The organism is uncultured Slackia sp., from assembly GCF_959608125.1.
In the GTDB taxonomy this organism is placed as follows: Bacteria; Actinomycetota; Coriobacteriia; order Coriobacteriales; family Eggerthellaceae; genus Slackia.
Genome location: NZ_CAUHPG010000021.1, coordinates 1 through 24,879 on the forward strand (window position 1 = coordinate 1; position 24,879 = coordinate 24,879).

18 protein-coding genes are annotated in these 24,879 nt (G+C 63.1%); 1 reads left to right on the top strand and 17 read right to left on the bottom strand.

Going from position 1 to position 24,879, the window contains the following annotated elements; all coding sequences use genetic code 11:
* Window positions 1-48 precede the first annotated feature (48 nt).
* The 5 genes from Q6E04_RS07145 to Q6E04_RS07165 form a co-directional block, all read right to left on the bottom strand.
* Complete coding sequence (locus Q6E04_RS07145) at window positions 49-975, bottom strand: IS3 family transposase (RefSeq protein ID WP_303250101.1); 927 nt, start codon at window positions 973-975, stop codon at window positions 49-51.
* Window positions 885-1,370, bottom strand: a complete 486-nt coding sequence (locus Q6E04_RS07150) for a transposase (protein ID WP_303250102.1) — start codon at window positions 1,368-1,370, stop codon at window positions 885-887. The genes Q6E04_RS07145 and Q6E04_RS07150 overlap by 91 nt, the downstream gene beginning before the upstream one ends.
* Window positions 1,371-1,506: 136 nt before the next feature.
* Window positions 1,507-3,285, bottom strand: a complete 1,779-nt coding sequence (gene aspS, locus Q6E04_RS07155; RefSeq protein ID WP_303250103.1) for an aspartate--tRNA ligase — start codon at window positions 3,283-3,285, stop codon at window positions 1,507-1,509.
* 8 nt (window positions 3,286-3,293) lie between these two features.
* Entirely contained in the window at window positions 3,294-4,688 is a 1,395-nt protein-coding gene (hisS, locus tag Q6E04_RS07160; RefSeq protein ID WP_303250104.1) for a histidine--tRNA ligase, read from the bottom strand.
* A 153-nt stretch (window positions 4,689-4,841) separates the two neighbouring features.
* Complete coding sequence (locus Q6E04_RS07165) at window positions 4,842-7,778, bottom strand: insulinase family protein (RefSeq protein WP_303250105.1); 2,937 nt, start codon at window positions 7,776-7,778, stop codon at window positions 4,842-4,844.
* A gap of 190 nt (window positions 7,779-7,968) precedes the next feature.
* On the opposite strand from Q6E04_RS07165, the gene Q6E04_RS07170 reads away from it, so the two are divergent.
* Window positions 7,969-8,817, top strand: coding sequence for a hypothetical protein (locus Q6E04_RS07170; RefSeq protein WP_303250106.1), 849 nt, complete (start codon window positions 7,969-7,971; stop codon window positions 8,815-8,817).
* Between the two features lie 81 nt (window positions 8,818-8,898).
* Here the strand turns inward: Q6E04_RS07170 and Q6E04_RS07175 are convergent, their stop codons facing one another.
* The 12 genes from Q6E04_RS07175 to Q6E04_RS07230 form a co-directional block, all read right to left on the bottom strand.
* On the bottom strand, window positions 8,899-9,567 hold the full coding sequence (locus tag Q6E04_RS07175) for a DUF47 domain-containing protein (protein WP_303250107.1): 669 nt from the start codon (window positions 9,565-9,567) through the stop codon (window positions 8,899-8,901).
* A gap of 65 nt (window positions 9,568-9,632) precedes the next feature.
* Entirely contained in the window at window positions 9,633-10,685 is a 1,053-nt protein-coding gene (locus tag Q6E04_RS07180; RefSeq protein WP_303250108.1) for an inorganic phosphate transporter, read from the bottom strand.
* A gap of 42 nt (window positions 10,686-10,727) precedes the next feature.
* Window positions 10,728-11,408: an MBL fold metallo-hydrolase gene (locus tag Q6E04_RS07185; protein ID WP_303250109.1), complete on the bottom strand. Its 681-nt coding sequence runs from the start codon at window positions 11,406-11,408 to the stop codon at window positions 10,728-10,730.
* Window positions 11,409-11,534: 126 nt separating this feature from the next.
* A complete protein-coding gene (locus Q6E04_RS07190; protein WP_303250110.1) occupies window positions 11,535-13,901 on the bottom strand; it encodes a bifunctional (p)ppGpp synthetase/guanosine-3',5'-bis(diphosphate) 3'-pyrophosphohydrolase in 2,367 nt (788 codons plus the stop codon).
* The gene (gene recJ, locus Q6E04_RS07195) at window positions 13,891-17,274 is read right to left on the bottom strand and encodes a single-stranded-DNA-specific exonuclease RecJ (RefSeq protein ID WP_303250111.1); all 3,384 of its coding nucleotides are present in this window, start codon (window positions 17,272-17,274) and stop codon (window positions 13,891-13,893) included. The genes Q6E04_RS07190 and recJ overlap by 11 nt, the downstream gene beginning before the upstream one ends.
* Window positions 17,275-17,488: 214 nt before the next feature.
* Window positions 17,489-18,046 (bottom strand): aminoacyl-tRNA hydrolase, encoded by a 558-nt coding sequence (gene pth / locus Q6E04_RS07200; RefSeq protein ID WP_303250112.1) that lies wholly within the window; start codon window positions 18,044-18,046, stop codon window positions 17,489-17,491.
* 87 nt (window positions 18,047-18,133) lie between these two features.
* A complete protein-coding gene (locus Q6E04_RS07205) occupies window positions 18,134-19,285 on the bottom strand; it encodes an Mbeg1-like protein (protein WP_303250113.1) in 1,152 nt (383 codons plus the stop codon).
* Between the two features lie 229 nt (window positions 19,286-19,514).
* On the bottom strand, window positions 19,515-20,471 hold the full coding sequence (locus tag Q6E04_RS07210; RefSeq protein ID WP_303250114.1) for a ribose-phosphate pyrophosphokinase: 957 nt from the start codon (window positions 20,469-20,471) through the stop codon (window positions 19,515-19,517).
* Window positions 20,472-20,579: 108 nt separating this feature from the next.
* Window positions 20,580-21,998: a bifunctional UDP-N-acetylglucosamine diphosphorylase/glucosamine-1-phosphate N-acetyltransferase GlmU gene (glmU, locus tag Q6E04_RS07215; protein ID WP_303250115.1), complete on the bottom strand. Its 1,419-nt coding sequence runs from the start codon at window positions 21,996-21,998 to the stop codon at window positions 20,580-20,582.
* A gap of 159 nt (window positions 21,999-22,157) precedes the next feature.
* The gene (locus Q6E04_RS07220) at window positions 22,158-23,033 is read right to left on the bottom strand and encodes a tRNA (guanosine(46)-N(7))-methyltransferase TrmB (RefSeq protein ID WP_303250116.1); all 876 of its coding nucleotides are present in this window, start codon (window positions 23,031-23,033) and stop codon (window positions 22,158-22,160) included.
* 139 nt (window positions 23,034-23,172) lie between these two features.
* Window positions 23,173-23,769, bottom strand: a complete 597-nt coding sequence (locus tag Q6E04_RS07225) for an ABC transporter ATP-binding protein (protein ID WP_303250117.1) — start codon at window positions 23,767-23,769, stop codon at window positions 23,173-23,175.
* Window positions 23,770-23,916: 147 nt separating this feature from the next.
* Window positions 23,917-24,873, bottom strand: coding sequence for an ABC transporter ATP-binding protein (locus Q6E04_RS07230; protein ID WP_303250118.1), 957 nt, complete (start codon window positions 24,871-24,873; stop codon window positions 23,917-23,919).
* Between the last annotated feature and the right edge of the window lie 6 nt (window positions 24,874-24,879).

A 24,879-nucleotide genomic window follows, 5' to 3' on the forward strand; every position in this document is an offset into this window, starting at 1 on the left:
CCCCAAAAGTGCAAAGGACCCCGTTTTCTGAACGGCAAAAGAAGTGAATCAAGCGGCCCGGCTGAGCCTGTACTCGACCGGGCTGCTTCCGTCCAGGCGTCTTTTGATGCGCACGTTGTTATACCAGTCGATATACTTCTCCAAATCCCTCTCGAAGATATCGGGGTCGTCCCCCTCCCAATCGTAGTAAAGCTCGGTCTTGACCATCGAGAAGAAGTTCTCGGCCTTCGCGTTGTCGAGGCAGTTTCCTTTGCGGGACATGGACTGGGCTATTCCCATCCGCTCGAGCGCGAGTCTGTAGGCGGGCATCTGGTATTGCCAGCCCATGTCCGAATGCAGCAACGGGGCGTCTTCGCCATCGAGCCTGCCCTCGAGGCCCGCCAGCATCTCGAGGACCATCTTCATGTTCGGGGACCTGGATATCGAGTAGGCGACGACCTCGTCGTTGCAGAGGTCGACCACGGGCGAAAGGTAGAGCTTCGCGCCGCCCGCCTTGAATTCGGTGACGTCGGTCACCAGCTTGGTCATCGGGTCCTCCGCCTCGAAGTCGCGGGCCGGCAGGTTCGAGGAGGACCTGCCGGCCCGGCCCATGCAGGAGCGGCGCTTCCTGCGTCTGCGGGTCCGGCACAGCAGCCCCTCCTCGCGCATGGCCTCGAGCGCCGTCTTGTCGGCGATGCGAATGCCGGTAGCTTTGCGCAACGTGTCGGCAACGCGTCGGTATCCGTATCTGAACTGGGATTTCTCGCATATCTCCACTATGGTCGGCCGCTCGGTCGCCTGCCTGTCCGAGGGAGGATTCGCCTCGTGGTAGTAATAGGCGGAACGCGGCATCCCGACGAGCTCCAGGAGCGTGGAGAGCGGATATTCCCGCCTCAGCGACTTCGCTATCTCGTGCTTCTGCCTGCTGCCGAGAGGGCCGTCGCCGAGGCGGCCATTCGTTTTAAGATCTCCACCTCCATCTCGAGGCGGGCGCACCGCTGCTCGAGCGTCTCCTCGCTCGCGGGCTCCTTCCTCCTTCGTCCCGACGGATGGACGGCGAGGGCGTCGTCGCCTCCCTCTCGGTACCGCTTCACCCAGTCTCGTATCTGCGCGCTGTTGCGCACGCCATGCTCGAGAGCGAGGGCCCTGTAGTCGCCCTCGCCGCGGAGATAGGCTTCGACGACGCGAAGCTTGAACTCCTGGGGATAGCGGTTGTTCTTCCTCGGCCTGTCTATGGCCCCGACGCCGCCTTGGTCGATCCTCTCCCTCCAAAGCTTCACGGTTGACTTCGTAAGGCCAAACTCGTGCTGCAGCATGGTGATGGTCGCGCCATCGGCATATCTGCCTGCAAAGCGCTGTTTGAACTCGGCGGAGTAATCCTTGCTCAGCAAATCAACCCCCCCTAACGCAGAGGACCCCTATAGGAGAAGCAGAACATTGTCTGTCCAGCTATAGGGGTTCACTGCACTATCGGGGTTCAGTTCAGATGGCGGGTTCTTTTGCGTTCGGGAATATGCGCCTGCGCGACTACAGGGTGCGCAGCGCGACCTCCTTGAGCTGACGGGTGGTCACCTCGTTGGGGGCGCCCGTCATGGGGTCGGAGGCCGAAGACGTCTTCGGGAAGGCGATGACGTCGCGAATCGACTGCTTGCCGGCAAGCAGCATGACCAGGCGGTCGAGACCCAGGGCGATGCCGCCGTGCGGCGGAGCGCCGAGCTCGAGAGCATGAATCAGGTGGCCGAACTTCTCGTCGATTTCGGCATCGGTCAGGCCGCAGCGACGGAGCACGCGGCGCTGGAGCTCCTCGGTATGGATGCGGATGGTGCCGCCGCCGCACTCGAAGCCGTCCATGACCAGGTCGTAAGAGTAGCTGCCGCATTCAAGCGGAGCCTCTTCGATCTTGTACTGCTCCTCGGGAGGCACCATGGTGAACGGATGATGCTCGGCAGCGTACTTCTTCTCGTCCTCGTCGTAACGGAACATAGGGAAGTTGACGACCCACAGGAGCGCATGACCCTCGCGGGGAATGTCAAGCGCCTCGGCCATATGCAGACGCAGAGCGGAAAGCACGGCGTTCGCCACGTCGGCGGTATCGGCCGCGAACAGCACCAGGTCGCCCGGCTCGACGTTGAGGGCCTCCTTCATCTTGGCATAGGTCTCGTCGTCGAAGAACTTGATGATCGGGCTCTTCTCGGCGCCGTCGGTGGTGTAGGCGATCCAAGCCATGCCCTTCGCGCCGTTGGCGGAAGCGATGTTTGCCAGCTTGTCGATTTCGCCGCGGCTCCAGTCGCCTGCGCCCTTGGCATTGATGGCCTTGACCACGCCGCCTGCCTCGACGGCCTTGGCGAACACGCCGAAGCCGCAGCCGCGCACGATTTCCGTCAGATTGACGAGCTTCATGTCGAAGCGGATGTCAGGACGGTCGCAGCCGTAATACTCCATGGCATCGGCATACTGCATGCGCTGCAACGGGAACTCGTGCTCGACGCCTGCGGCGGCCAGCACCTCGCTCATGACGCCTTCCATCATGTCCATGACGTCTTCGCCCTGAACGAAAGACATCTCGATGTCGACCTGGGTGAACTCGGGCTGACGGTCGGCGCGCAGGTCCTCGTCGCGGAAACAGCGGGCGATCTGATAGTAGCGCTCGATGCCGCCGCACATCAGCATCTGCTTGAACTGCTGCGGGCTCTGCGGCAGCGCGTAGAACTTGCCGGGGTTGGGGCGGGACGGGACGATGTAGTCGCGGGCGCCTTCGGGAGTGGAGTTCGCCAAGATGGGCGTCTCGACCTCGATGAAGCCGCGCTCGTTCAGCGCGGAGCGCATGGCCTGGGCCACGGTGTGGCGCAGCTTGATGGCGTTGAACATCTCGGGGCGACGAAGGTCCATATAGCGCCACTTCATGCGCGTGGTCTCATCGGTCTCGATGCCGTCTTCGATCGAGAACGGAGGAGTCACGGAAGTGTTGAGCACCTTGACGGCGCTGGCGAGCACTTCGATCTCGCCCGTCGCCATATTCGGGTTGACCGTGCCTTCGGCGCGGGCTCGCACCTTGCCGACGACCTCGATCACGTACTCGCGGCCCAGGTGCTCGGCGACGGCGAAATCGTCCGTGCTGACGCAATCGGGGTCGATAACGACCTGGGTGTAGCCCTCGCGGTCACGCAGGTCGATGAAGATCAGGCCGCCGTGGTCGCGGTTGTGCCACACCCAGCCGGTGAGCGTGACCTGGGAATCCACGTCGGATGCACGCAGCTGGCCGCACGTGTGGTCGTGCATGCAGTACTCGTTAACGAAATCGGTCATGTGCTTTCTTACTCCTTATCGTCACTCTCGAAAGAGAACACGGCATCAATATTGACAGGCGTTGCGGCGTTGCCGACCAACTGGCCGCCGAACTGAGACAGAAGACGCTTCGCCGCATCGATGTCGACCAGCTTCTCGCTATGCTTCTGCATGCTGCGAACGCGGGCCTTTCCCTGGGCGAGCTCGTCGGGACCCAGGATGACGACGACGCGAGCGCCGATCTTGTCGGCCATCTTGAACTGGCTCTTCAGGCTCTTGCCCTGATGGTCCATCTCGATGCAAAGACCCGCATCGCGCGCGGCGCATACCAGGTCGAACGCGGCCGGACGCACGGACTCGTCGACGCAGGCGACGTAACCGTCGACGCGCTTCGAGTTCTCGCTCAAGACGCCCGCGGCCTCGAGCGCAAGCACCATGCGCTCGAATCCGAGCGCGAAGCCCAGACCGGGCGTCGGGCGGCCGCCCACCGTTTCGGCGAGACCGTCGTATCGTCCACCGCCGCCGATGGCGCTCTGCGACCCCATGCCCTCGGTGACCTGCACCTCGAACACGGTGCGCGTGTAGTAGTCGAGGCCGCGCACCAGCGTGGGGTCCTCAACGTAGGCGACGCCCGCGGCGTCGAGCAGCTGCTTCACGCTTTCATAGTGGCTGCGGCAATCGTCGCACAGGTGGTCGACGATCTTCGGCGCGTCCGCCATGACGTGCGCACACGTCTCGTTCTTGCAGTCGAAGGCGCGCAGCGGATTGGTGTCGGCGCGGCGACGGCACTCCTCGCACATCTCGTCTTCGTGGGCGAGGATGAAGTCGCGCACGCTTTCGCGATAAGCGGGACGGCAGGCGTCATCGCCCATCGAGTTGATGAGCAGGCGCATGTTCTTCCCGGGCACGCCCATGGCCTCGAAGAAGCGCATGAGCATGATGATCATCTCGGCATCGGCCGTGGGCTCGGAAGCGCCCAGGCACTCGACGCCGATCTGGTGAAACTGGCGCAGGCGGCCCTTCTGGGGACGCTCTGCGCGAAACATCGGGCCGGCATAGAACAGCTTCGCGGGCGCGGCGCCCTGCTCGACCAGGTTGTGCTGCACCACCGCGCGCACGACGCCTGCCGTGCCTTCGGGGCGCAACGAAAGCTTCTGCTTCGCCTTGAGGCCGGCGTCGGAGCCGGCGGCCAGGGAGCGCTTATAGTTCTCGCCGCTGCGGACGACGAACATCTCCTTGCCCACGACGTCGGTCGCTTCGCCGATGCCGTGCGTGAACACCTCGGTCAGCTCGAACAGGGGCGTATCGATCGGCTCGTAGCCATACGTGGAGAACAGCTTCGCCGCTGCATCGGTCGTCGTGCGCCACAGGCGCGCGACGGCGGGGAGCATATCGGCGGTTCCCTCGGGTGCGTTGTAGGGCATGGTAATCCTTTGCGACGTGGCGTTATTCGTAACGCGATATTTTATCACCACCGCAGCTTAGAGCGAAACCGCAGCGAGCGCAAATGCGAAAGAAGCAGAACGGCCGCAGGTCCGCCGCAGCCGTTCCGCATCAGGCGACCTTCGCGCAGCGCGCTAGAGCAGCTTGACGAAGCTCCAGTCGCCCTTCGACGCGCGAAGCACGCCTTCGCCGCCGAACGCGCAAACCGCGCCATCGGACGCGATACGGTCGAGCGCCTCGGCATACGTGCGCAGCTTCTCAGGCGTCGCGGCGAGCTTCTCCGCACGCAGATGCTCTCGATAGCCCGCAGACTTGCCGGAGAACAGAGCCACGTCTTGGCGGCGCGCCACCTGGCGCGGCTTCACCGGCGCATCATGCGACGCCACCGTGCTGACGATATAGCCCTCCATCTCGTCTTCCGCGGGGTCGAACGCCGAAAGCCACGCGCCCGCCTCGTCGTAGCGGGCCAGCGTCGCATCGACGCCCGGGTCCCTGAAGGAATAGAAACGTCCGAAACGCTCGGGCGTGATGCGGAACCCGACGCCGTAGGCGCCGCCTTTCACGCGCACCTCGTTCCACAAGTAGTCGAACGAAAGCGCGTTGGAAAGCACCGCCCAGGCGCCATCGTAGCCGACGGTCTCATGCACATCGGCGCCCTTCGCCACGTAGCACACGTCGCCCGGCACGATGAAGGCCTCCTGCTTGACCTCGGGATCGGGCACGCGGTCGCCGAACGCGAAGCGGCAGCGCGGATCGCCGCCGAACACGGCATCTCCGGGCAAGCCGAAATCGCCTGCGGACTCCCAGAAGCGCTCGAGGTCGTCCGTCGACCCCGTAAAGCTCGCCAGCGCTCCGTCTTTCGTGAAAATGCGGTCGCGCACGTCCTCCAGACGCTCGCGCAGTGCGTCGAAGCGCTCGTCGAAATGCTCGATCAAGTCGCACAGGAAGCGATAGAAATCGACGCCTCCCATCTGCTCTTTGATCACGCCGGACTTGAACAGATACGACGACAGGCGATTCATCGCGCGTACATGGCCCTCGCCCATGAACGACTGCTCCATGGAGATGCGGCGTTGCACCAGGATATCGCGGATCTTGCCCGCATCGTCGAAAGACGTCGTCGCCCAGACCTCGCGCGGAATGCAGGCGAGATGCTCGAGTTCTTCGGACAGCGCGCTTGCCGACGCGACCATCTTAAGCGAGAGCTTCGACGGGTCGGAATCGGACGAATAGGCCTCGGCGAAGAAGCGAAGCGAACCCAAGTGCGTGCGCATATGCACGTCGAGCTCGGCTGCGCTGCGCCGCGCCGTGCCGAGACGTCCGAGCAGCATGCCGAGCAGCGTGACGTAGGGCAGGTCGTCGAACGACAATCCGTCCATGTCGAAATACAGCGACAGGTAGTCGATATGACGCGTGGGAAGATCGTGGTGCAGGCACGGCACGGGCGCGTCGGCCGCCAGACGATATGCGGGATCGGGAACGGCCTCGCCTATGTCGTCCACGCGCAGGCGCGGAAGCGTCGCCGTGGCCTCGGGAGCGTCGGGCGTCTCCTGCATCAGGCGCAAGGCCGCCACGTCGTCGCGCACGGCCTGACGGCGCGCCTCGTCCATGGAAGCGAGCGTGTCCGCCAGCTCGGCGTCCTCCTCGGACGCAGAGCCGTCTTCGCCCGGCACCAGGTCGACGAGCGCCTTGTGGCCGCTTTCGCATATCAGCGAGGCCAAGACGTCTTCGAAGTAACGGCCGTCCAGACCTGCGCGCATGTGAGCGAGCGCGTCCTCATAGCGCAAATACGCGGTAGGCATGGCGTCATCGTAGAGCCAGCCCGCCAGCGCATTCATGGCCAAAGGCACGCCGTCGGCCATGCCGCGGTCGCGTTCGCGCAAATCGAAGGCCATCTGGGCAAGGGACGCCTCGAGCACGTCGCGCGGGATGCCGTCGCGCACCAGACGCGCCGCCTCGCGCTCGACCGCTTCCATGAAGGCCTGCGCCTTGCCCTCCTCGGCGTTTTTCAGCTGGAACAGCGCGACGGGCTGCGCCTGGGAATCGATCAGGTACGCCGTGACGTCGCCGCCGAGCCCCTCATCGAGCAGCGCACGCTTCATCGGCGACTCGTTGCCGCCCATAAGCGCATCCATCAGCACGTCGCACGCCAGAACGCGTTCGAAATCGCACGCCTGCCCCACCACGTAGCCCAGCCCGACGCAAGCGTTTTCCGGCGCCGTGTCCATGGAAACCGTGACGTCGGTCGCCACGCGCGGCGCCTGCATGCCCACTTCATTCGGGGCGGCGTCGACTCGCGGGCGCTCGACCGACAGATAGCGGTCGTCCAAAAACGACAGCATCCGTTCGGCGTCCACGTTGCCGTACAGCACGATATAGGCGTTGTCGAGGCGATAGTGGCGCGCGTGCGTGTCGAGGAACTGCTCGTAGGTCAGCTGCGGAATTGCACGAGGATGTCCGCCCGATTCGAAGGCATAGCACGTATCGGGGAACAGGGCCGCGTTCACCGCGTGGTACAGCACGCTTTCGGGGTCGGACAGCGCGCCTTTCATCTCGTTGAACACCACGCCGTTGTAGCGCAGGCGCGGCTCGGCGCCGTCTTCGTCGAGCTCGTAGTGCCAGCCCTCCTGCTCGAAGATGGCGCGCTTGTCATAAATCGCAGGGTTGAGCACCGCATCCATGTACACGTCGGTCAGGTTCATCAGGTCCTGGTCGTTGGTGCTTGCCACCGGGTACATGGTCTTATCGGGAAACGTGAGCGCGTTGAGAAACGTCTGCATCGACGTTTTCAGCAGGTCGACGAACGGCTCTTTAACGGGGAATTTCTTCGAGCCGCACAGCACGGAATGCTCCAGGATGTGGAAGACGCCCGTATCGTCGGCGGGCGGCGTCTTGAATGCGATGGAAAACGCCTTGTTCTCGTCGGCATTTTGCAGGAAAAGCAGGCGGGCGCCGCTTTTCTCGTGGCACATGACATGCGCCGATCCGTCGATTTCCGAAAGCGGCTCCGACGAATCGACGACGAAGCCGTGCATGCGGGCACCGGCTTGGAAATCATGGGTTGAAAGCATGATGGCTCCTATCGGTAAAGGTATCGCGAAGGATTATAGACCAAGCAAAACCGCAGCCACCGCCACTGCACAGCATGCTCGCAGGGTCGGTAGCCGACGCCGTATTTTCAACGCAACGGCCACATACGACGGCAGCGTCGAAACGCGGCTATACAATGGGACGAAACCTTCCCTGCAGAGGAGGATATGTATGGATATCGCCGTATTCGACGAGAACGCCGCACCGTTTTCGGCCGAAGTCATGCTCGAGGCCGCCGAGACGGACGCGCTCGTCGCCGACGCGCTAGCGCGGCTTGCGCGCATTCTCAAATGCCGCGAAGACGCCGTGAGGAAGCGCGCCGCCCAGCTGCTGACCGCGCGCGAAATGGAAACCTATCTGCGCGAAAACGTGACGAACCGCGCAGCCGACAAGACAATCGCCGAGGTCTGCCCGCCGTTCGTCGGCGCGCCGAAAATCGAGACGATAGGCGATTTCGACGAGCACGAGCCACTGCGCTTCGGCGTCGTCGTGCACCCCGTGCCCGCGATGGAGCTCGACCTTAAAACCCCCATCGCAGCGCGGCGCAGGAAAAAGGCAGCCGACGAATCGACGAGCGCGCGCTCCGTCGAAGAGGCGCGCGAAGACTACGTGGCGGAAACGCTGCGTGCACGCTTGAGCGGCATCATTCCCGATGCGCTCTTGCGCGACGCATTGGCCCGCAAGAAAAACGAGTTCATGGCCGAATTGGCCGAGAAAGGCATCACCTACCGCGAATACCGCATCGCGAACCGCGTGAAGCCCCAAGAGGTGCAAGACGCTCTCTACGACGAGGCCTTCGACGAGCTTTCGCGCGACATCGCGCTCGACACCGTGTTCATCAGGCAGAAATTAGAAACGACCGCCGACGACGAAGCGGCCGTGCTGGCGAAAGCGGCACCTGGGCGCGAAGCCTCGTTGCGCGAAGAGCTCGAGGCCACGGGAAAGCTCTGGATGCTCGCGCAGAAAACCCGGCGCGTCGCGGCCCTGCGATGGGCAATGGAGCATCTCCTGGAAAAATAACGCCGGCCACGCGCTTGCAAGCGTGGCCGGCGAACAAAAGCCGAAGCGAATTCGCGAAATACTCCAGGCCGCCGCAACGTCCTAGGCGTATTTCATCATGATGGAACGCATGATATCGGAAGCGCGCTCGCACGTGTCGGCCGTGTTCTCCATGCGCTGGAAAAGCTTGTCCCAGATAAACACATCGACGGCTTCCTCGCGCACATCGCTAAGCGCGGCCGAAGACACCGCGTCCTTGCGAGCGCCCGTATACAGGTCGTGCATGACGGTGAAGAACAGGTCGTCGGCCTCTTCTTCGACATCGCCCACCTCGACGATAAGCGGCTTGAGCTTTTTCGTGTTCTTGAAATTCTTGAATTCGCAAGCAGCCGCGCGCAGGGCCTCGCAGCCTTTCAAGAGCAGCTTTGCGAAATCGAGCGCACGAGGGTGCATGCTCTGCACATCGAACATATAGAAGCGCTGGATGGTGGCCTCCATATAATCGAGGATGTCGTCCATGCTCTGCGTAAGCGAAATGATATCCTCGCGGTCGATCGGCGTGATGAAATCGACGCTCACCGCATCGAAAATGTCGTGGCAGACCATATCCGCGGCATGCTCGATTTCATGCGCGCGCTTGATATCGTCCAGGAGCGCTTCGGACGTACGGAAATTCTCGATGATATCGATCAGCAACTCGGCCTCTCGGCATGCCAAGTCAGCCTGTTTTTCGAACGCTTCGAAATAGTTGAATTTCTGCTTGAGACTCATCGTCGGCCTTTCTCATGTGACAGACAGCGGCGCTCATGCGCGCCGACGCGCGATGCGGCGCGCATTTATACGAAGAGTAGGAACAGCTCGGCCATCAAGAAACCTATGAGGCCGCATCCGGGGAAGGTAAGCACCCAGGTCTTCACCATATCGATGGCGACCTGCCATTTCACGGCGCTTTTGCGCTTGGCGGCGCCGACGCCCATGATAGCCGTCGTTTTCACGTGCGTCGTAGACACCGGCATGCCGGTGAACGTAGCCACTATGAGGCACAACGTGGCGGAAGCGCTTGCCGCGAAACCCTGGTAGACCTCGAGCTTGACCATATTCATGGCGACGTTTTTGATGATGCGTTCGCCGCCGATCGCGGTGCCCAGACCCATATTCACGGCGCACAGCACCATGAGCCATACGGGCAAGGCGAGCTGGGCGGGTTGGCCGAGTCCGGCCGCCAAAGCGATGCCGAGCATGAACACGCTCATGAACTTCTGGCCGTCCTGGGCGCCATGCATGAAGGCGACTCCTGCGCCCGCGACGATCTGGCCCCAATGAAACACCTGGTTCGCTTTGGCACGCTGCACATTCCGACAGAGCCGCGCGATGACTTTCGCCGTCAACCACCCCATGCCGAAGCCGAGGAAGGTCGAAAGCAGGATGCCGTAAATGACCTTCATCCATTCGCCCCAGTTAATGGCATCGAAGCTGCCGACTGCAGCGATGGCCGCGCCCGTCAGGCCAGCGATAAGCGAATGGCTCTGCGACGTAGGTATGCCGAAGAACCACGCTGCGGCGCCCCAGACGATGATGGCCACCATAGCCGCGGCCAAAGCCGCCAAGGCGGCTTGATTGTCGCCGCCGAAATCGACCATTTTGAAAATGGTGTTGGCGACGGCGCTCGTGAACACCGAGACGACGAGCAATCCTAAAAAGTTGCAAAGAGCCGCCATGATGATCGCGGGGCGAGGCTTCATGGAGCGCGTGGATACCACGGTCGCGATGGCGTTGGGCGCATCGGTCGCGCCGTTGACGACGATGACGGCGACGTTGAGCAGCGTAACGGCAAGCATGAGCGGGTCGGACATAACCCCCGCCATGAAAGTTCCGAATTCGACGGTCACTTAGATCCTCCGATCGATTGCGTGCGCCTCGGCGCCGCTCCGCTAAAACGCCTCGATGACGCGACGGCGTTCCATGCCGATGGTCGTCAGACCCTCATGGCCGGGATACACGATCGTCGAGTCGGGCAGGGCGGCGAGCTTATTGCGCAGGCTCGCACGCATTTCGCGGGCGCTGCCGCCCTCGAAATCGACGCGGCCGGTGGCTCCGCGGAACAACGTGTCGCCCGAGAAAAGCAGGCTGGGCTTGCCATCGAAGCCGGGAAGATACAGGCAGATGCCGCCCTTGGTGTGGCCGGGAGTATGCAAGACCTTGAATTCGAGCGATCCGAGCTTGATCGTATCGCCGTCTTTGACCTTGCGATCGACATGCACGGGAGCCACGGCATCCCAATCGCCGAAATAACCGGGCTGACCGGATTCGATGATCTTCGAATCGAGCGGATGGGCGATGACCTCGGCGCCCGTGGCCTTCTGCAACGCAGGAAGCGCGACCAGATGGTCGTTGTGGTCATGCGTGCAAACGATGTATTTCAAATCGAGCCAGCCGAGCGCTTTCAGAATAGCGTCGGCATCGCCTGCGGGATCGACCACCAATGCGGGCGCACCCTCTTCGCGACCCGACGAAACGATAAAACAGTTGTTATCCATCATGCCGATGACCAGGATGGACACCGGAACGCAGCCATTGGCGTCGGTGACGACGCGTTTGCAATCCGCACGCATCAATAGTTCCTTTCGATTCCGCCCGCGACATTCCGCCGACGGGCCCTTACGCGAAAAAACACCGCGCAAGCGGACCCCTTCGCGCCAAAGGTCCCGAGCCCGAAAGCGCGGGACCTTCCCCCTGTTCTATTTCCTTCGATGCACCGCATCGCCCGGAAGCATGCGGCGAGCATCGAACACGCCGTCGATCTTGCGCAACGACTCGAGAATGTTCTCGATGTTGGAAACCTGCGACACCTGGAACAAATATCTCATTTCCACGATGCCGTCCGAATGGCTTGCCGTATTCGAGGTGAGCACGTTGACGCCCGTGTCCGACAACGTGTTGATGATATCACGCAAAAGGTTCATACGGTCGAGCGCTTCAATGAACACCTCAACCTGATACGAACTTGTATTCTCTGCAGTCGCCTCCCACGAAACGCCGATGAGGCGCCCTTGGTCGCGCATGAAGTCTTTCGCATTGGGGCAATCGGCGCGATGCACCGAAACGCCGCGGCCGCGGGTGACGAAGCCGATGATCTTATCGCCCGGAACCGGATTACAACAACGCGACAGGCGCACGGGGGCGCTGTCGAGACCCGCCACGACCACGCCGTTGGACGAATGGGCGCGACGCGGCAGAGGACGCTTGACCGACGTTATCATCGGGGGCATGACGCCGCTGCTCATCATAGGGATGGTCGGCGTATCGTCGACAGGCTCGGGATGCAAAATCTTGAGCAGGCGATTCGCCACATGCAGCACGGTCTCCTTGCCCGCTCCGATGGCGACCAGCATGTCCTCGACGTCTTTGTAGCCCATCTGCTCGGCAACCTGCTTCTGCGCGCGGACCGACGACGTGGAACCCAGGCCCAGGCCGTGCTTCTTCATTTCGCGGCCGAGCTTCTCGCGGCCCATGATCAGATCGTCGCTGCGGCTGACCTTGGAGAAATAGCTGCGGATCTTGCTACGCGCCGAAGGCGTCTTGACCATCTTGATCCAGTCGCGCGAGGGCGTGGCGCTTTTCTGCGTGAGGATTTCCACGCGATCGCCCATCTGCAGCTCGTAGGACAACGGCACGATTGCTCCGTTGACCTTCGCTCCGACGCAGTGGTTGCCCACTTCGGAATGCACGTTGTAGGCGAAATCGACCGGCGTCGAGCCGCTACGCAGGCTCATCACTTCGCCGGCGGGCGTGAACACGAACACCTCGGTCGGCGCGAGGTCGACTTTGAGCTCGCTGAGGAATTCGCGAGAGTCCTTGGTTTCTTCCTGCCAATCGACCATCTGCCTCAACCAGGCGATCTGTCGGTCGAAGGCGGCGTCGGCCTTGCTTCCCTTCTCTTTATAGCGCCAATGCGCGGCCACGCCGTATTCGCTCATGCGATGCATTTCCTCGGTACGGATCTGCACCTCGAGCGGGCGGCCCGACGGGCCGATCACCGTGGTGTGGAGGCTCTGGTACATATTGAGCTTGGGCATGGCGATGTAGTCTTTGAATCGGCCGGGCATCGGATGCCACAGCGAATGAACCGCGCCAAGCACCGAATAGCAGTCTTTCACCGTCTTCACGATGACGCGCACGGCGATCAGGTCGTAAATCTCGGAGAAGCCTTTTCCACGCTTGGTCATCTTCTGATAGATGGAATACAGATGCTTGGGGCGGCCGGCGATATGGCCTTTGATTCCCACCTTGTCGAGCTCGCCCGTCAAAAGGTCGATCACGTCGGCCAAGTAGCGCTCGCGCTCCATGCGGCTTTCGGCGACCATGCGGCTGATCTGACCGAACTTGACCGGGTCGAGATAATAGAACGAAAGGTCCTCGAGCTCCCACTTGATCGAACCGATACCCAGACGATGCGCGATGGGCGCATAGATTTCAAGCGTTTCACGCGCCTTGAAGATGCGGCGGTCTTCCCTGAGGGCCGACAGCGTGCGCATGTTATGAAGCCTGTCGGCAAGCTTGATCACGATGACGCGGATGTCTTTGCTCATAGCGACGAACATCTTGCGGATCGTGGCGGCCTGCTCGTCGGTCAGGCTCTCCACCTCGATGCGCGTGATTTTGGTGACGCCTTGCACGAGCTGGGCGACCTGCGGGTTGAACAGGTCGGACACCTGCTCGACCGTCGTCGGGGTGTCTTCCACGGTATCGTGAAGAAGGGCGGCGCACAGCGTGTCGACGTCCATGCGCAGGTCGGTCAGAATCAGCGCCACCTCGATGGGGTGCGCGACGAAAGGCTCGCCGCTTTTGCGCTTCTGACCAGCATGAACCTCTGAAGCGAAGCGATACGCCTTCTCGAGCATCGCGCAGTCTTCCTCGGACAAATAGCCCGAAGCTATTCTTTTCAGCTTCGCGAAGCGCATCTCGGGCGACTTCGCCTCGGACGGATTGGCCGAAGGAGCGATGCCTCCGTCGAAAAAATCGCCGATAGGCTCGCCGACGGCGTTGGCGAGCATCGGCTCGACCTGCATGGCATCGCGGCCTTCCACCTTCGCATCATCGGACATGGCTATCCCCTTCCCCCGAAACGCCTTCCGGCGCGATCGGCCTGATGATCCTTTCGCGCAGAACAGACGCCGGCGTGCGCATCACCCATTCGGTGAAGCGAGCGAACGATTCCGACTCGTCGAGACCTTCGCGATAGCGAACGCTGTCGGTCAGCTCGACCTTGCCCCCGAAAGCGCACACGTGCACCTCGCGGGACGGCCCGCCCTGCATCGAGGACGTGCGTGTGCGCACGAGCCCGAGCTCTTCGAACACCGCCATGCCGCTGGCGCACACATCGGGCGTCACCGAGAAGCGCGGCGTGCGGGCGTTGCAGACGCGAGCAAGTTCTTCGTCGGACATTGTAAAGAAAATATCCTCGTCGCGCACGGTTTCGGGCCGCGCAGACGCACGCGATTCGGCTTCGCGCTGCAAGCAGCGCAGTTCGCGATACACCTGGCCCAAGGCGTCATGCTCGGGCGCCGCCTGGCGCAAGACGTCTTGATTGGCCGCCGCATCGCGGCTTCCGAACAGCAGGTGTATGCATGCATCCTGCCCGTTGCGGCCTGCGCGGCCGCTCATCTGGTTGAATTCAACCTCGGAAAACGGCATGCCGTACAGCACGACGTGACGTACATCGGGAATATCGACGCCTTCGCCGAATGCGGACGTGCACACGAGCACGCGCAAGACGTTCTCCCTGAACAAACGCTCGATGCGCGTTCGCTCGTCGCGCGAGAGGCCCGCGTTATAGAAGCCGATCTGCATGGCGACCTGGGGAACCATACGACGCAGGCTGCGCGTCAGGTCGACCGACCCCATGCGCGAATTCACATACACGATGGTTTTTTCTCCCGATGCGACGATCGACGCCAGATAGCTGTCCTTATCGCGCAGGCTGCGACGGTCGTCCACCTGCAGATTGCCGCGGTCGGCTCCGTCGTAGACCACTTCCTCGATGCCGAGCACGTCGGCGATATGCGACGCCGCTTCATCGGGAGCGGTCGCAGTGGCCGCCAGCACGACAGGGCCGCCCATCAAGGCCGCGATATCGCGCAAGCGGTCATACGCCTCGCGTTTACCCGAACCGGCCTGAGCCATATGGTGCGCTTCGTCAACCGCGAGAAATCCGATTCGACCGCACGCCGCGACGTCGCCCGCATGCCACGCCAGATATTCGGGCGTGGTAAGCAGCACGTCGACCGATCCGTCGGCAAGACCGCCGTACACCTCGACGCGCTCGTCGAAAGAAGTCTCTCCCGTCAGAACGGCAGCCGTCAGACCGAAGTTCGAAAGCAACGTAGACAGATGGTAGGCCTGATCGGAAATGAGCGCGCGCAGCGGATACACGAACACGCTGACGAGCCCGGCAGCCAAAGCGCAGCGAACAGCATGCACGTGGAAGACGAGCGACTTGCCCCTGCCGGTTCCCATGACCGCAAGCGTATTCTTCCCCTCGGCGAGGCAATCGAGCGCACGACGCTGCGCCTCATGCAGCGACCCATCGCCGATCACGGCGCCGACCAGGGCATCCGCCAATTCTGCGGGGTTGTCGGCCGCAAGGCGCTCCCAACGCTCGCGTCGCTCGCGCTTCTGGGCTTCGCAGCAGCACGGACCGTCAGAGCACGGCTCTCTGTCTTCGCAGCACAAATCGTCGATGAACTCCATATCCTCGACGGGCAGGCACGCCTTCAACGCCGGGCAGGCGCTTGCGGGCTCGACCACGTCGAGCATGCACTTCACCGTGCGGCGGCCGCGCCATTCGTCGACCTGGACCTGGAACGCCGCATCGACCACGCTGCCGCACGCCATGAATTCCCCGATGCCGTCGCAGTGAAACATGATGGCGTCGACCGACGACGCGCCGTCGGTGAGCGTGCAGGCCAAGTGGTTCTTGCCGGCGCCTACCGCTCGGCAATTCGACAGACGGATGTTGCGCGCAAGATAGCGCGGCGTGAGGTTTTCCTGGCCGAACGGAGCCAGGCTCGAGAGGGCATCGACGCTTTCGAGCGTCAATTCGCCCAGATCGACCAGCGAATCAACTTCGATAAGCGGATGGAAGCTATCCTCGGGCAGCGTATCCATATAAGCGCAGAGGCGCTCGGTGAATTCAGGCAGCTTGTCGGCGGGAAGCGTTACGCCCACGGCGGCTTCGTGGCCGCCGAAGCGCGTGAGGATATCGGATGTCGATTCGACCGCCTTGAACAGGTTCACCCTGCCCACGCTTCGGCCCGATCCCCGGGCTTCGCCATCTTCGATCGTGAACAGCAAGGAGGGAACGCCGTATGCGTTCACCAGGCGCGATGCAACGATTCCCTTCACGCCTTCATGCCAGCCTTCGCCCGCCACGACGAGCGCGCGCTGACCCGTGTAGATTTCATCGGCCTTGCCCTTGGCCTCTTCGGCCAAGTCGGCCTCGATCGCGCGGCGGGCATCGTTGACCAGGTCGAGCTCTCCCGCCTTGATCTGAGCCGTCTCGAAATCGTCGGCCATCAGCAGTTCGAGAGCCAAATCGGCATTGCCCATGCGACCTGCCGCATTAAGACGAGGAATGAGCGAGAACGACAGATTGGTGGATGAAAGCGGCTTGCCGGCAACATTGCATACCCCGATGAGCGCCGCGATGCAGGGGCGCGGATTCGCATTCATGCGAGCGATGCCGTCGGCGACGAGCGCGCGGTTCTCGCCGCGCAACGGCATGAGGTCGGCCACCGTGCCCAGCGTGGCGAAATCGGTGTATTCGCGCCACAGATGCGGCTGACCCAGACGGCCGCCGAGCGCCTGCACCATCTTGAGCGCCACGCCTACGCCCGCCAGGATGGAGCTTTCGCACGCGGAATCGCATTTGGGATCGGCCACGGGAACGCCTTCGGGCACCGCAGCGCCCGGCTCGTGATGGTCGGTGACCACCACGTCGATGCCGTCAGCCAGAACCGCATTCACTTCGTCTCTGCACGAAATGCCGCAGTCCACCGTGACGATCAACGAAGGATCGTGGCTTTCCGCACGCGCGATCGAAGCGGCCGTGAGGCCGTATCCTTCTTCGAAACGCTTCGGAATGAGCGGAACCGCATCGGCGCCGAGCGCACGCAATCCGCGCGTGAGCACCGTCGTCGCCGAAATGCCATCCAGGTCGAAGTCGCCGAACACAAGGATGCGACGGCCGTCGCGGATGGCCGCCTCGATACGGTCGGCCGCCTCTTTCATATCGGGGATCTCGTAGGGATTGCGCCAGTCTCGTTCCAGGTCGGGAGTGAGAAACGCCCGTGCCTCCTCGACGCTCGAAACGCCATGGGCCGCCATAGTGCGTGCGACGAACCGCGGGAGCCCGAACTCTTGCTGAAAAGTCGATACAAGCGCCGGATCAGCCGACGCTACATGGAATTGCGCTGCCATAATGTCACGTGCCTTACGTCATAACCTCTTTTTTCACGTGCCATTGTCGCACACTTAGAAAGGTTTCGACGCGCAATCGGCGCGGTTGCGAGGGTAAGCGGGAAACGTTGCCGAAGCGAAGCCGACGCGCGGCGAGTCGGCATCGCATGCGAGTACAGGCCACCCCGCCCCGAAACGCAGAAAAGCCGGCCGCGCAAGGCATCCGGCTTCGCTTCTAGTTGAATTTCTGCTGGGTCTTTTCCAGCCCGATATCCAGAAGGGACAGCACCGCTTCGGCGGCCAAGTGCGTAGCCTGGTCGAAATCGTCGCGTGCCTCCTTCTTCGGCAGGCTCAGCACCCAATCGGCCACCGGCATGCGTCCCGGCGGGCGGCCGATACCGGCACGTACGCGCGTCCAATCCTTGGTCTGCAGCTTGTCGGCAATCGACTTGAGGCCGTTATGGCCCGCCAGCCCGCCGCCGAACTTCACGCGCACCGTACCGGGGTCGATGTCGAGCTCGTCGTGAATCACCACCAGGTCGGCAGGGGCGAGCTTGTACGTCGAGCACAGCTGTTTCACGGGACCGCCCGACACGTTCATGTAGCTTTGCGGCTTCGCCAAAACAAGCTCTTCGCCACGATATTTCACCTTTGCGGTCAGCGCGCCGCATTCGGTCTTCCAATACGTCGCCCTAAGCTGTTCGGCCAAATCGTCGACGGCATCGAAGCCGGCGTTATGGCGCGTGTGGGCGTATTCGTCGCCCGGATTTCCCAGGCCCACGATCAAGCGCATGCGTTCCTCCTTGCATTCTTTCGGCTGAATTGTGCCATGCAGCGCACAAGACCGCTTCGAAATGCATAAAACACGCAAGATGACACGCTATTTCGCCGCTTCTCCCTGGCCGCGCAACGCGCGATGCGCCACCTCTTCCGCAAGGTCGCCGATCGCCGCCGTCAGGATAGCGCGCGTCTCCTCGTCGCTATTCTTCGCGGCATCGCGCATCAGCCCCAACGTCTTGGGCCCGAACTTGAGGAACTCGGAGAAATCCTGGGCGCCCGACGCCTTCATGGCCTCGAACAACGCGTCCACGATCCCGCGCGCCTGATGCTCGTCATAGCGGGCCAGCCAGCTTTCGATGACGTCGTGCGCGAACTGCGCCGACGACGCCAACCCGCTGCAACGCGCGAAATCGAACCCTTCCACGCCCCACGAAAACGGATCATGCTGCCACGCGCCCGATTCGCTCGACTGCACCACCGAATAGGGCGCAGGGCATTCCATCAGCATGCCGATCAGCGACTCGCGCGGCACGTAACGGTCGATCAGGCGTGCGAGCTCGGCGTTTCGGCCGGCGTCGAACGCACCTCGTCGAAAGCCCGGCGCATCGAACGAGAAGACACGCTCGATGCGGGCGCGCACCTTTGGATCGCATTTCGCCGCAGCGTACATGGCCAGGTTGCCGCCCTTGGAATGACCGCCTACGAACAGGCGCTTCGGCAGACGGGACGCCGCCGCATCCAGATAGCGCACCGCGCTTTCCTGTGCCGGAACCCGATCCATATAGGCCATGTCGAAATCTTCGCGCCACCCTGTGAACGAGCAGTCCGTGCCGCGGAATCCGACGAACGCGAAATCGTTCTTATACGTGAATGAAAGTCCCGCGAACTGCGTGCACGCGCCTTCGTCGAACACGCTCGCGCATTCTTCCATGCGCATGTCGCGAAAACGCGGGCTTGCCGCGAGGGCGAACATGAGCTCTTTGATCTTTTCGGGAACAAGCCCCGTGAACATGTCGCCGAAATGCTCTGCCATCAGGGCGTCCTTGAAACAGACGCCGCGCTTTCCGGGAATAAGCGCCCTCAAACGCGCGGCGGCCCGACCGCCGATCGTCGCCTCGTCTTTCATGGCGGGCAGGATGCACTCCATGCGCACCATGCAGAATTCCGACAGGACGAGCGCATCGACGGCGCAAAACGGCACCTGCTCGAACGTGGCGAACTCCGTCGCCAGATAATCCATGATGTTGCGCACCGAGCGCCCCCTTCTCACCGAGGCGAAGGCGCCTTTTTCGACGTCTTCCTCCGGAACACACCTTCTCATACAAGCGGCCCCGCACGCGCGTCGATGCGCTTTTGATGATGAGATGTCATACGGGACATAGGCACGGCGCACAAAAAAGCCCGCCGCAATGCGACGGGCTTTCGAAAGCGCGCAGGGTCGGCCGAACCGCTCGTACGGACGGCGACGGACCGCCGTCTTCTTACTCGAACAGGGAGGCGACGGAGCCGTTATCGTAGACGTTGCGAATCGTCTTGGCGAACAGCGGGGCAACGGACAAGACCTTGATCTTACCGGTCTGACGGTCGAGCGGAACGGGGATGACGTTGGTCACCACGACCTCCTCGATGCAGGAGTTCGCGATGCGCTCGTAAGCCGGGCCGCTGAAGATGCCGTGCGTAGCGCAGGCGAACACCTGGGCGGCGCCCTTGGCCTTCAGGGTCTCGGCGGCGGCGACCAGGGAACCTGCGGTGTCGATCATGTCGTCGTTGAGGATGCAGATCTTGTCGGTGACGTCGCCGATAAGCGCGGTGATTTCAGCCTGGTTGTGGCGCGGACGGTCCTTGTGCATGATCGCGATGTCGCTGCCGAGCATGGTCTGGAACTTCTTCGCGGCCTTCGCGCGGCCCACGTCGGGAGAGACGACGCACAGCTTCTCGGGGTCGAAACCCTTCTTCTTGAAGTAGTCGACGAAGATCGGCATGGCGGTCATGTGGTTCACCGGGCGGTCGAAGAAGCCCTGGATGGCATCCTGGTGAAGGTCGATCGTGATCACGTTGTTCACGCCGGCGGTTTCAAGCAGGTCGGCCACCAGCTTCGCCGTGATCGGCTCGCGCGGGGCGGCCTTGCGGTCCTGACGGGCGTAGCCGAAGTGCGTGATGACGGCCGAGATGGTGCGGGCGGATGCGCGCTTCGCGGCATCGATCATGATAAGAAGCTCCATGAGGGCGTCGTTGATGTGGGCGCCGGCGACGGACTGGATCAAGAACACGTCGGCTCCGCGAACGCTCTCGAGATAGCGAGCATAGATTTCGCCGTTCGCGAACTTCTCGAGCTTCACGTTGCCGAGAGACACGCCCAGTTCGTCGGCGATCTGGTCGGCCAGCTCGGGATTCACCGAACCGCTGAAAACGGCCATGCTCTTCTTCATGTCGGTCATGGATAATCGCTCCTTATTTCTTCAAGACCCGCTGTCGAATGCGTCCTGCCGATCGGTACGACCGGCAGGACGCTGCTATTCATGGCTATTATGCCTTATTACGCGGCGTTATTCAGCCTTCGCTTGCTCTTCGGCCTTGCGAGCTCGCAGCTTCGCCATATGTCGGGCGGCCCAACCGGCGATTTCACGCTGGTCGGAACGCTCGAGAGCGAGCGCGTCGGCCTCCACGTCGCGCGTGATGCACGACGCCGCGCCGACGATGGCGCCGCGCCCTATCTTCACCGGAGCCACGAGCATGCAATCGCTTCCCACGAACACGTCGTCCTCGATCACCGTGGGATGCTTGTTCACGCCGTCGTAATTGCACGTGATCGAACCCGCGCCGATGTTGACACCCGAACCCATGGTGGTATCGCCGATGTAGGACAGATGAGGAACCTTGCTGCCGGCGCCGATCGTGGACTTCTTGATTTCCACGTGCGTGCCCGCCTTGGCGCCTTCGCACAGATGCGTGCCCGTACGCAGATACGCACGCGGACCGGACGTGGCGGCATCGTCGATGCGCGCGCCATCGGCCACCGTTTCGTCCACGCGACAGCCGCGACCGACCACCGTGTCGATCAAGCGGGTGTTCGGGCCGATCACGCTGCCCTTGCCGACCTTGGTCTCCCCCAAAAGGAACGTAGCGGGCAGAAGTTCGACGTCGTTTTCGATTTCCACGTCGGGACCGATCCAGACGGTGTCGGGATCCCACATGGTGACGCCCGCGGCCATATGGCGCTCGTTGATGCGGCGCTGCATGGCCTTGGTCGCCTGCGCCAGCTGGACGCGCGAGTTCACGCCCATGGCCTCCTCGGCATCCTCGGTAGTCAGCGCCAGCACCTCGCGGCCGTCGGCACGGCAGATTTCAAGCACGTCGGTGAGGTAGTACTCGCCCTGCGCGTTGTCGTTGGACACGCGGGAGAGCGCGTCGAAGAGCGCCGGCGCGTCGAAGCAATAGAAGCCGGCGTTGCATTCCGTGATCGCGGCCTCTTCGGGCGTGGCGTCTTTCTGCTCGACGATGCGTGCCACCGCGTCGCCCTCGCGCACGATGCGGCCGTAGCCGAAGGGGTTTTCCATCTGCATGGTGAGCACCACCATGGCGGCGCCCGCTTCCTCGCGCTTGGCGACGAGCGCGGCGATCGTCTCAGAAGCGATCAGGGGGCAGTCGCCCGAAAGCACCACGAGCGAGCCTTCGGCAATCGAGCCGTCGGCGCAGGTCATAGCTTCGCGAGCGGCGTTGACGGCATCGCCTGTGCCCAGCTGCTGCGTCTGGATGACGATCTGCGTGTCGTCTTGCACGAGAGGCGCGACGCGCTCGCTCATGTGGCCCAGGACGGAGATGACGTCGGAGATGCCCGCCTTATGGGCGGCGTCCACCACCCAGCGCACGAGCGGCTTGCCCAGGACCTCATGGGCCACTTTGGGTTTATCGGATTTCATACGGGTGCCGGCACCCGCTGCAAGAATCAAAGCTTTGGCGTTCATGCGAGAACCTTCTTCGCATCGGCAATAAAGACATGCGAAGTATAGCGCAGCGCGCACGCACCGCCGCAGCCGCGCCCCCGAACCCACGCAATCGGCAGGAGCGGCATGCGAAAGCGCCCCCCTACGCCCGGCCTCGACCGATTCGGCCGCCACACCATGCTACACGATCGGCCGCGTCCATTCCGGCAAGCCCTTGGCACGGCGGTTCGCACGGCGGCCGCGCATGTTCTCCACGCAGCCTTGCATGCCGTGTGGCACGTAATCGAGGCTCTCGATGTCTTCGGGCAGATAGCTCACCAGGCTCAAAGGCGCGGTCTGCACGATGGATTCGGGGTCGGGGCCGGGCATGCGCGGCACGGCTTCGAACCCGTACACCGTAGCGCCCTGGGCCACCAGCTTGTTCTCGTAGCCGCTCCACGGCTCGTCGGGAAACATGGCGCGCACGTCGTCGGTGCTCCAACGCACGTCGTAGCCCGCCAGCTCGAGCTGCGTAAGCGAGAAATCGCGCAACGGCTGGCTGTCGGTGCGCAGGCGCACCATGCCGCCTTCGGCCAGAACGGCACGATAGGCCATGAGCCTGTCCACGTACGTCAGGCGCAGCGGGGCCTTCTTCTTTTTCGGAAACGGCGTGGAGAAGTTGAGCAGGATCGCGTCGAGTTCGCCCGGCGCAAACAGCGTGGACAGGTCCAGGTCGGGATTTTCCTCGAACACGAACACGACGTTGGGCACGCCTTCGGCCAGCGCGCGCTCGGCGCCGCGCATCACGCAGACGCCTTCGATGTCGAGTCCGACGAACAGCACGTCAGGGTTCGCTTTCGCGCAGGCCACCGTGTACTCGCCCTTGCCGCAGCCCAGATCGAGACACACGCTGTCGTAAGCGGATTCGCGGCGCGCAGCGCCGGAACCTTCCTGCGGCGTCCAGAAGCGCCACGTCCCCGCCCACGACGCGGGGTTCGATTCCACGGCGTCGGCGCAGGCCGCCAAACGGTCTTCAAGCGAGAAATCTTTCGGCATACGGGAACGCGCGGTGCGCATAAGACGCTCCTTTTCGATGGAAGAAAAACGAACGTCTATCCTATACCGTCGGGACGCGCTTGGCGAGAGCGCATTCGAAACACCACCCGAAACGAAAGCGACGGCGAGGCCGGACGACCCGCGGCAAGCCGGGCGGCCGCTACAGCTCGACGACGCGCGTCGCGATACGGTCGCGCAACATGGGCGAATGGGTCACCGCCACAAGCCCCGCGCCCGTCTCGTCGGCCCAACGCATCAGACGTTTCCACAGGTCAGCCTGGGTAAGCGCGTCGAGCATAGTGGAAATCTCGTCGCATATGAGGTAGCGCGGCGAACACGCCAACGCCCGCACGATGCAGAAGCGTTGCAGCTCGCCGCCCGACAGCTCGCGCGGACGCCGGGTCAGCCATTCGTCGCGCACGCCTATCTCCTCGCGCAAAGCGGCGAGCGTCGCGCCGTCGCACGGGCATTCCGCCAGGCTTTTCTCCATGGTCATCAGCGGATCGAGCATCCGCTCAGGGTGCTGCCAGATCATCTGCACGGGAGAGGCGCCCTTGCGCGGAAGCGGCGCGCCGCCCACCGTGACCGTGCCTTTCTGCGGCTCGTCGTAGCCCGACAAGATCTTGCACAGCGTGGTTTTGCCCCGCCCCGACGGCGCGCTCAACGCGACCCGCTCGCCAGGAGCCACGGCGATGCTCACGCCCTCGAGAATGGGCGCCTTGCCGTATGAGAATTCGATATCGCATGCCTGCAGCATGTCGTGCTCCCTTCGAAATCGTGCCATCAGAGCGAACGGCGCGACGAGGCGGCGCCGCTCGTTCCGGCATCAGGCGAACGCGGCCCCGAGGCGTCGCGCGCCGCAAACAGGCGCCGAGCCTTCCCGACGCGCGACGAAGGCCTTCGGCTATCGGACGCCTTGCCTATCGGATCCTTCGAATCCGTGCTCGGGCAGCGCGTGCCACAACGCGCGGCTGAACGGATGACGCAGCAGCTCGGGCGAGGCGAAGTTCGCCACGGCCGTTTCCTCCACCACCGTTCCGTCCTTGAACACCGCGATGCGGTCCGCCACGCGCAGCACCAGTTCGATATCATGCGTAATCAAAAGCACGCCGCCGCCCTCGTCGGCGAACGCGCGGAAATCGTCCATCGCGCGCACGGCCAATTCCAGGTCGAGGCCCGGCGTCGGCTCGTCGGCGATGATCAGGCGCGGCCTGTTCGCCAGAGCGCACGCCAGCAGCACGCGGCGGGCCATGCCGCCCGACAGCTCGAACGGATACAGGTTCGCCGCGCGCTCGTCCAGGCCGTAGCGCTCGAACACCTCGCGCCTGCGGCGGCGCGCCTCCTCGGGCGTCGCGTCGCGCACGAAAAGCTCGACCTGCTTTCCCACCTTCATCAAAGGGTCGAGCGATTCGACGCTCTGGGGAACGAATGCGATCTCGCGCCCGCGCAGGGCGGCGAGCCTCTCTTCGTCGCATCGTTCCCCATCGAACCACACGGTCCCTTCGACCAGGGAGTTTTCGGCCGAAATGCCCAGAATGGCGTCGGCGAGCAAGGTCTTGCCCGAGCCCGACGCGCCCACCACGGCCACGATTTCGCCCGCATGCACGCCGATGCTCAGCCCGCGGATCGCCTCGACGACGCGGCGCGGCGCCGAAAGCCACGAGAAGAATCCGGCGTCGGGCGCGTCGTCGTACATGGAAAACGACACCGACAGGTCTTCCACCTGAAGCAGATGGTGTCCGCCCGCATGGCGCGAACCGTCTGCGTGGGTATGGTGGTGATGGGCGTGGCCGTCTTCGTGCGCCGCAGAGTGCTCGGGCGACCCGGCGGCTGCGGCCGCGTTCTTTTCGATATCCTGCATGCCGTC

Excerpts from the sequence above, each read along its gene's own strand:
- aspS (WP_303250103.1), bottom strand. The coding sequence starts at position 3,285 with ATGACCGATTTCGTTAACGAGTACTGCATGCACGACCACACGTGCGGC.
- hisS (WP_303250104.1), bottom strand. The coding sequence starts at position 4,688 with ATGCCCTACAACGCACCCGAGGGAACCGCCGATATGCTCCCCGCCGTC.
- Q6E04_RS07165 (WP_303250105.1), bottom strand. The coding sequence starts at position 7,778 with ATGCTTTCAACCCATGATTTCCAAGCCGGTGCCCGCATGCACGGCTTC.
- Q6E04_RS07170 (WP_303250106.1), top strand. The coding sequence starts at position 7,969 with ATGGATATCGCCGTATTCGACGAGAACGCCGCACCGTTTTCGGCCGAA.
- Q6E04_RS07175 (WP_303250107.1), bottom strand. The coding sequence starts at position 9,567 with ATGAGTCTCAAGCAGAAATTCAACTATTTCGAAGCGTTCGAAAAACAG.
- Q6E04_RS07185 (WP_303250109.1), bottom strand. The coding sequence starts at position 11,408 with ATGCGTGCGGATTGCAAACGCGTCGTCACCGACGCCAATGGCTGCGTT.
- Q6E04_RS07190 (WP_303250110.1), bottom strand. The coding sequence starts at position 13,901 with ATGTCCGATGATGCGAAGGTGGAAGGCCGCGATGCCATGCAGGTCGAG.
- recJ (WP_303250111.1), bottom strand. The coding sequence starts at position 17,274 with ATGGCAGCGCAATTCCATGTAGCGTCGGCTGATCCGGCGCTTGTATCG.
- pth (WP_303250112.1), bottom strand. The coding sequence starts at position 18,046 with ATGCGCTTGATCGTGGGCCTGGGAAATCCGGGCGACGAATACGCCCAC.
- Q6E04_RS07210 (WP_303250114.1), bottom strand. The coding sequence starts at position 20,471 with ATGACCGACATGAAGAAGAGCATGGCCGTTTTCAGCGGTTCGGTGAAT.
- glmU (WP_303250115.1), bottom strand. The coding sequence starts at position 21,998 with ATGAACGCCAAAGCTTTGATTCTTGCAGCGGGTGCCGGCACCCGTATG.
- Q6E04_RS07220 (WP_303250116.1), bottom strand. The coding sequence starts at position 23,033 with ATGCGCACCGCGCGTTCCCGTATGCCGAAAGATTTCTCGCTTGAAGAC.
- Q6E04_RS07225 (WP_303250117.1), bottom strand. The coding sequence starts at position 23,769 with ATGCTGCAGGCATGCGATATCGAATTCTCATACGGCAAGGCGCCCATT.
- Q6E04_RS07230 (WP_303250118.1), bottom strand. The coding sequence starts at position 24,873 with ATGCAGGATATCGAAAAGAACGCGGCCGCAGCCGCCGGGTCGCCCGAG.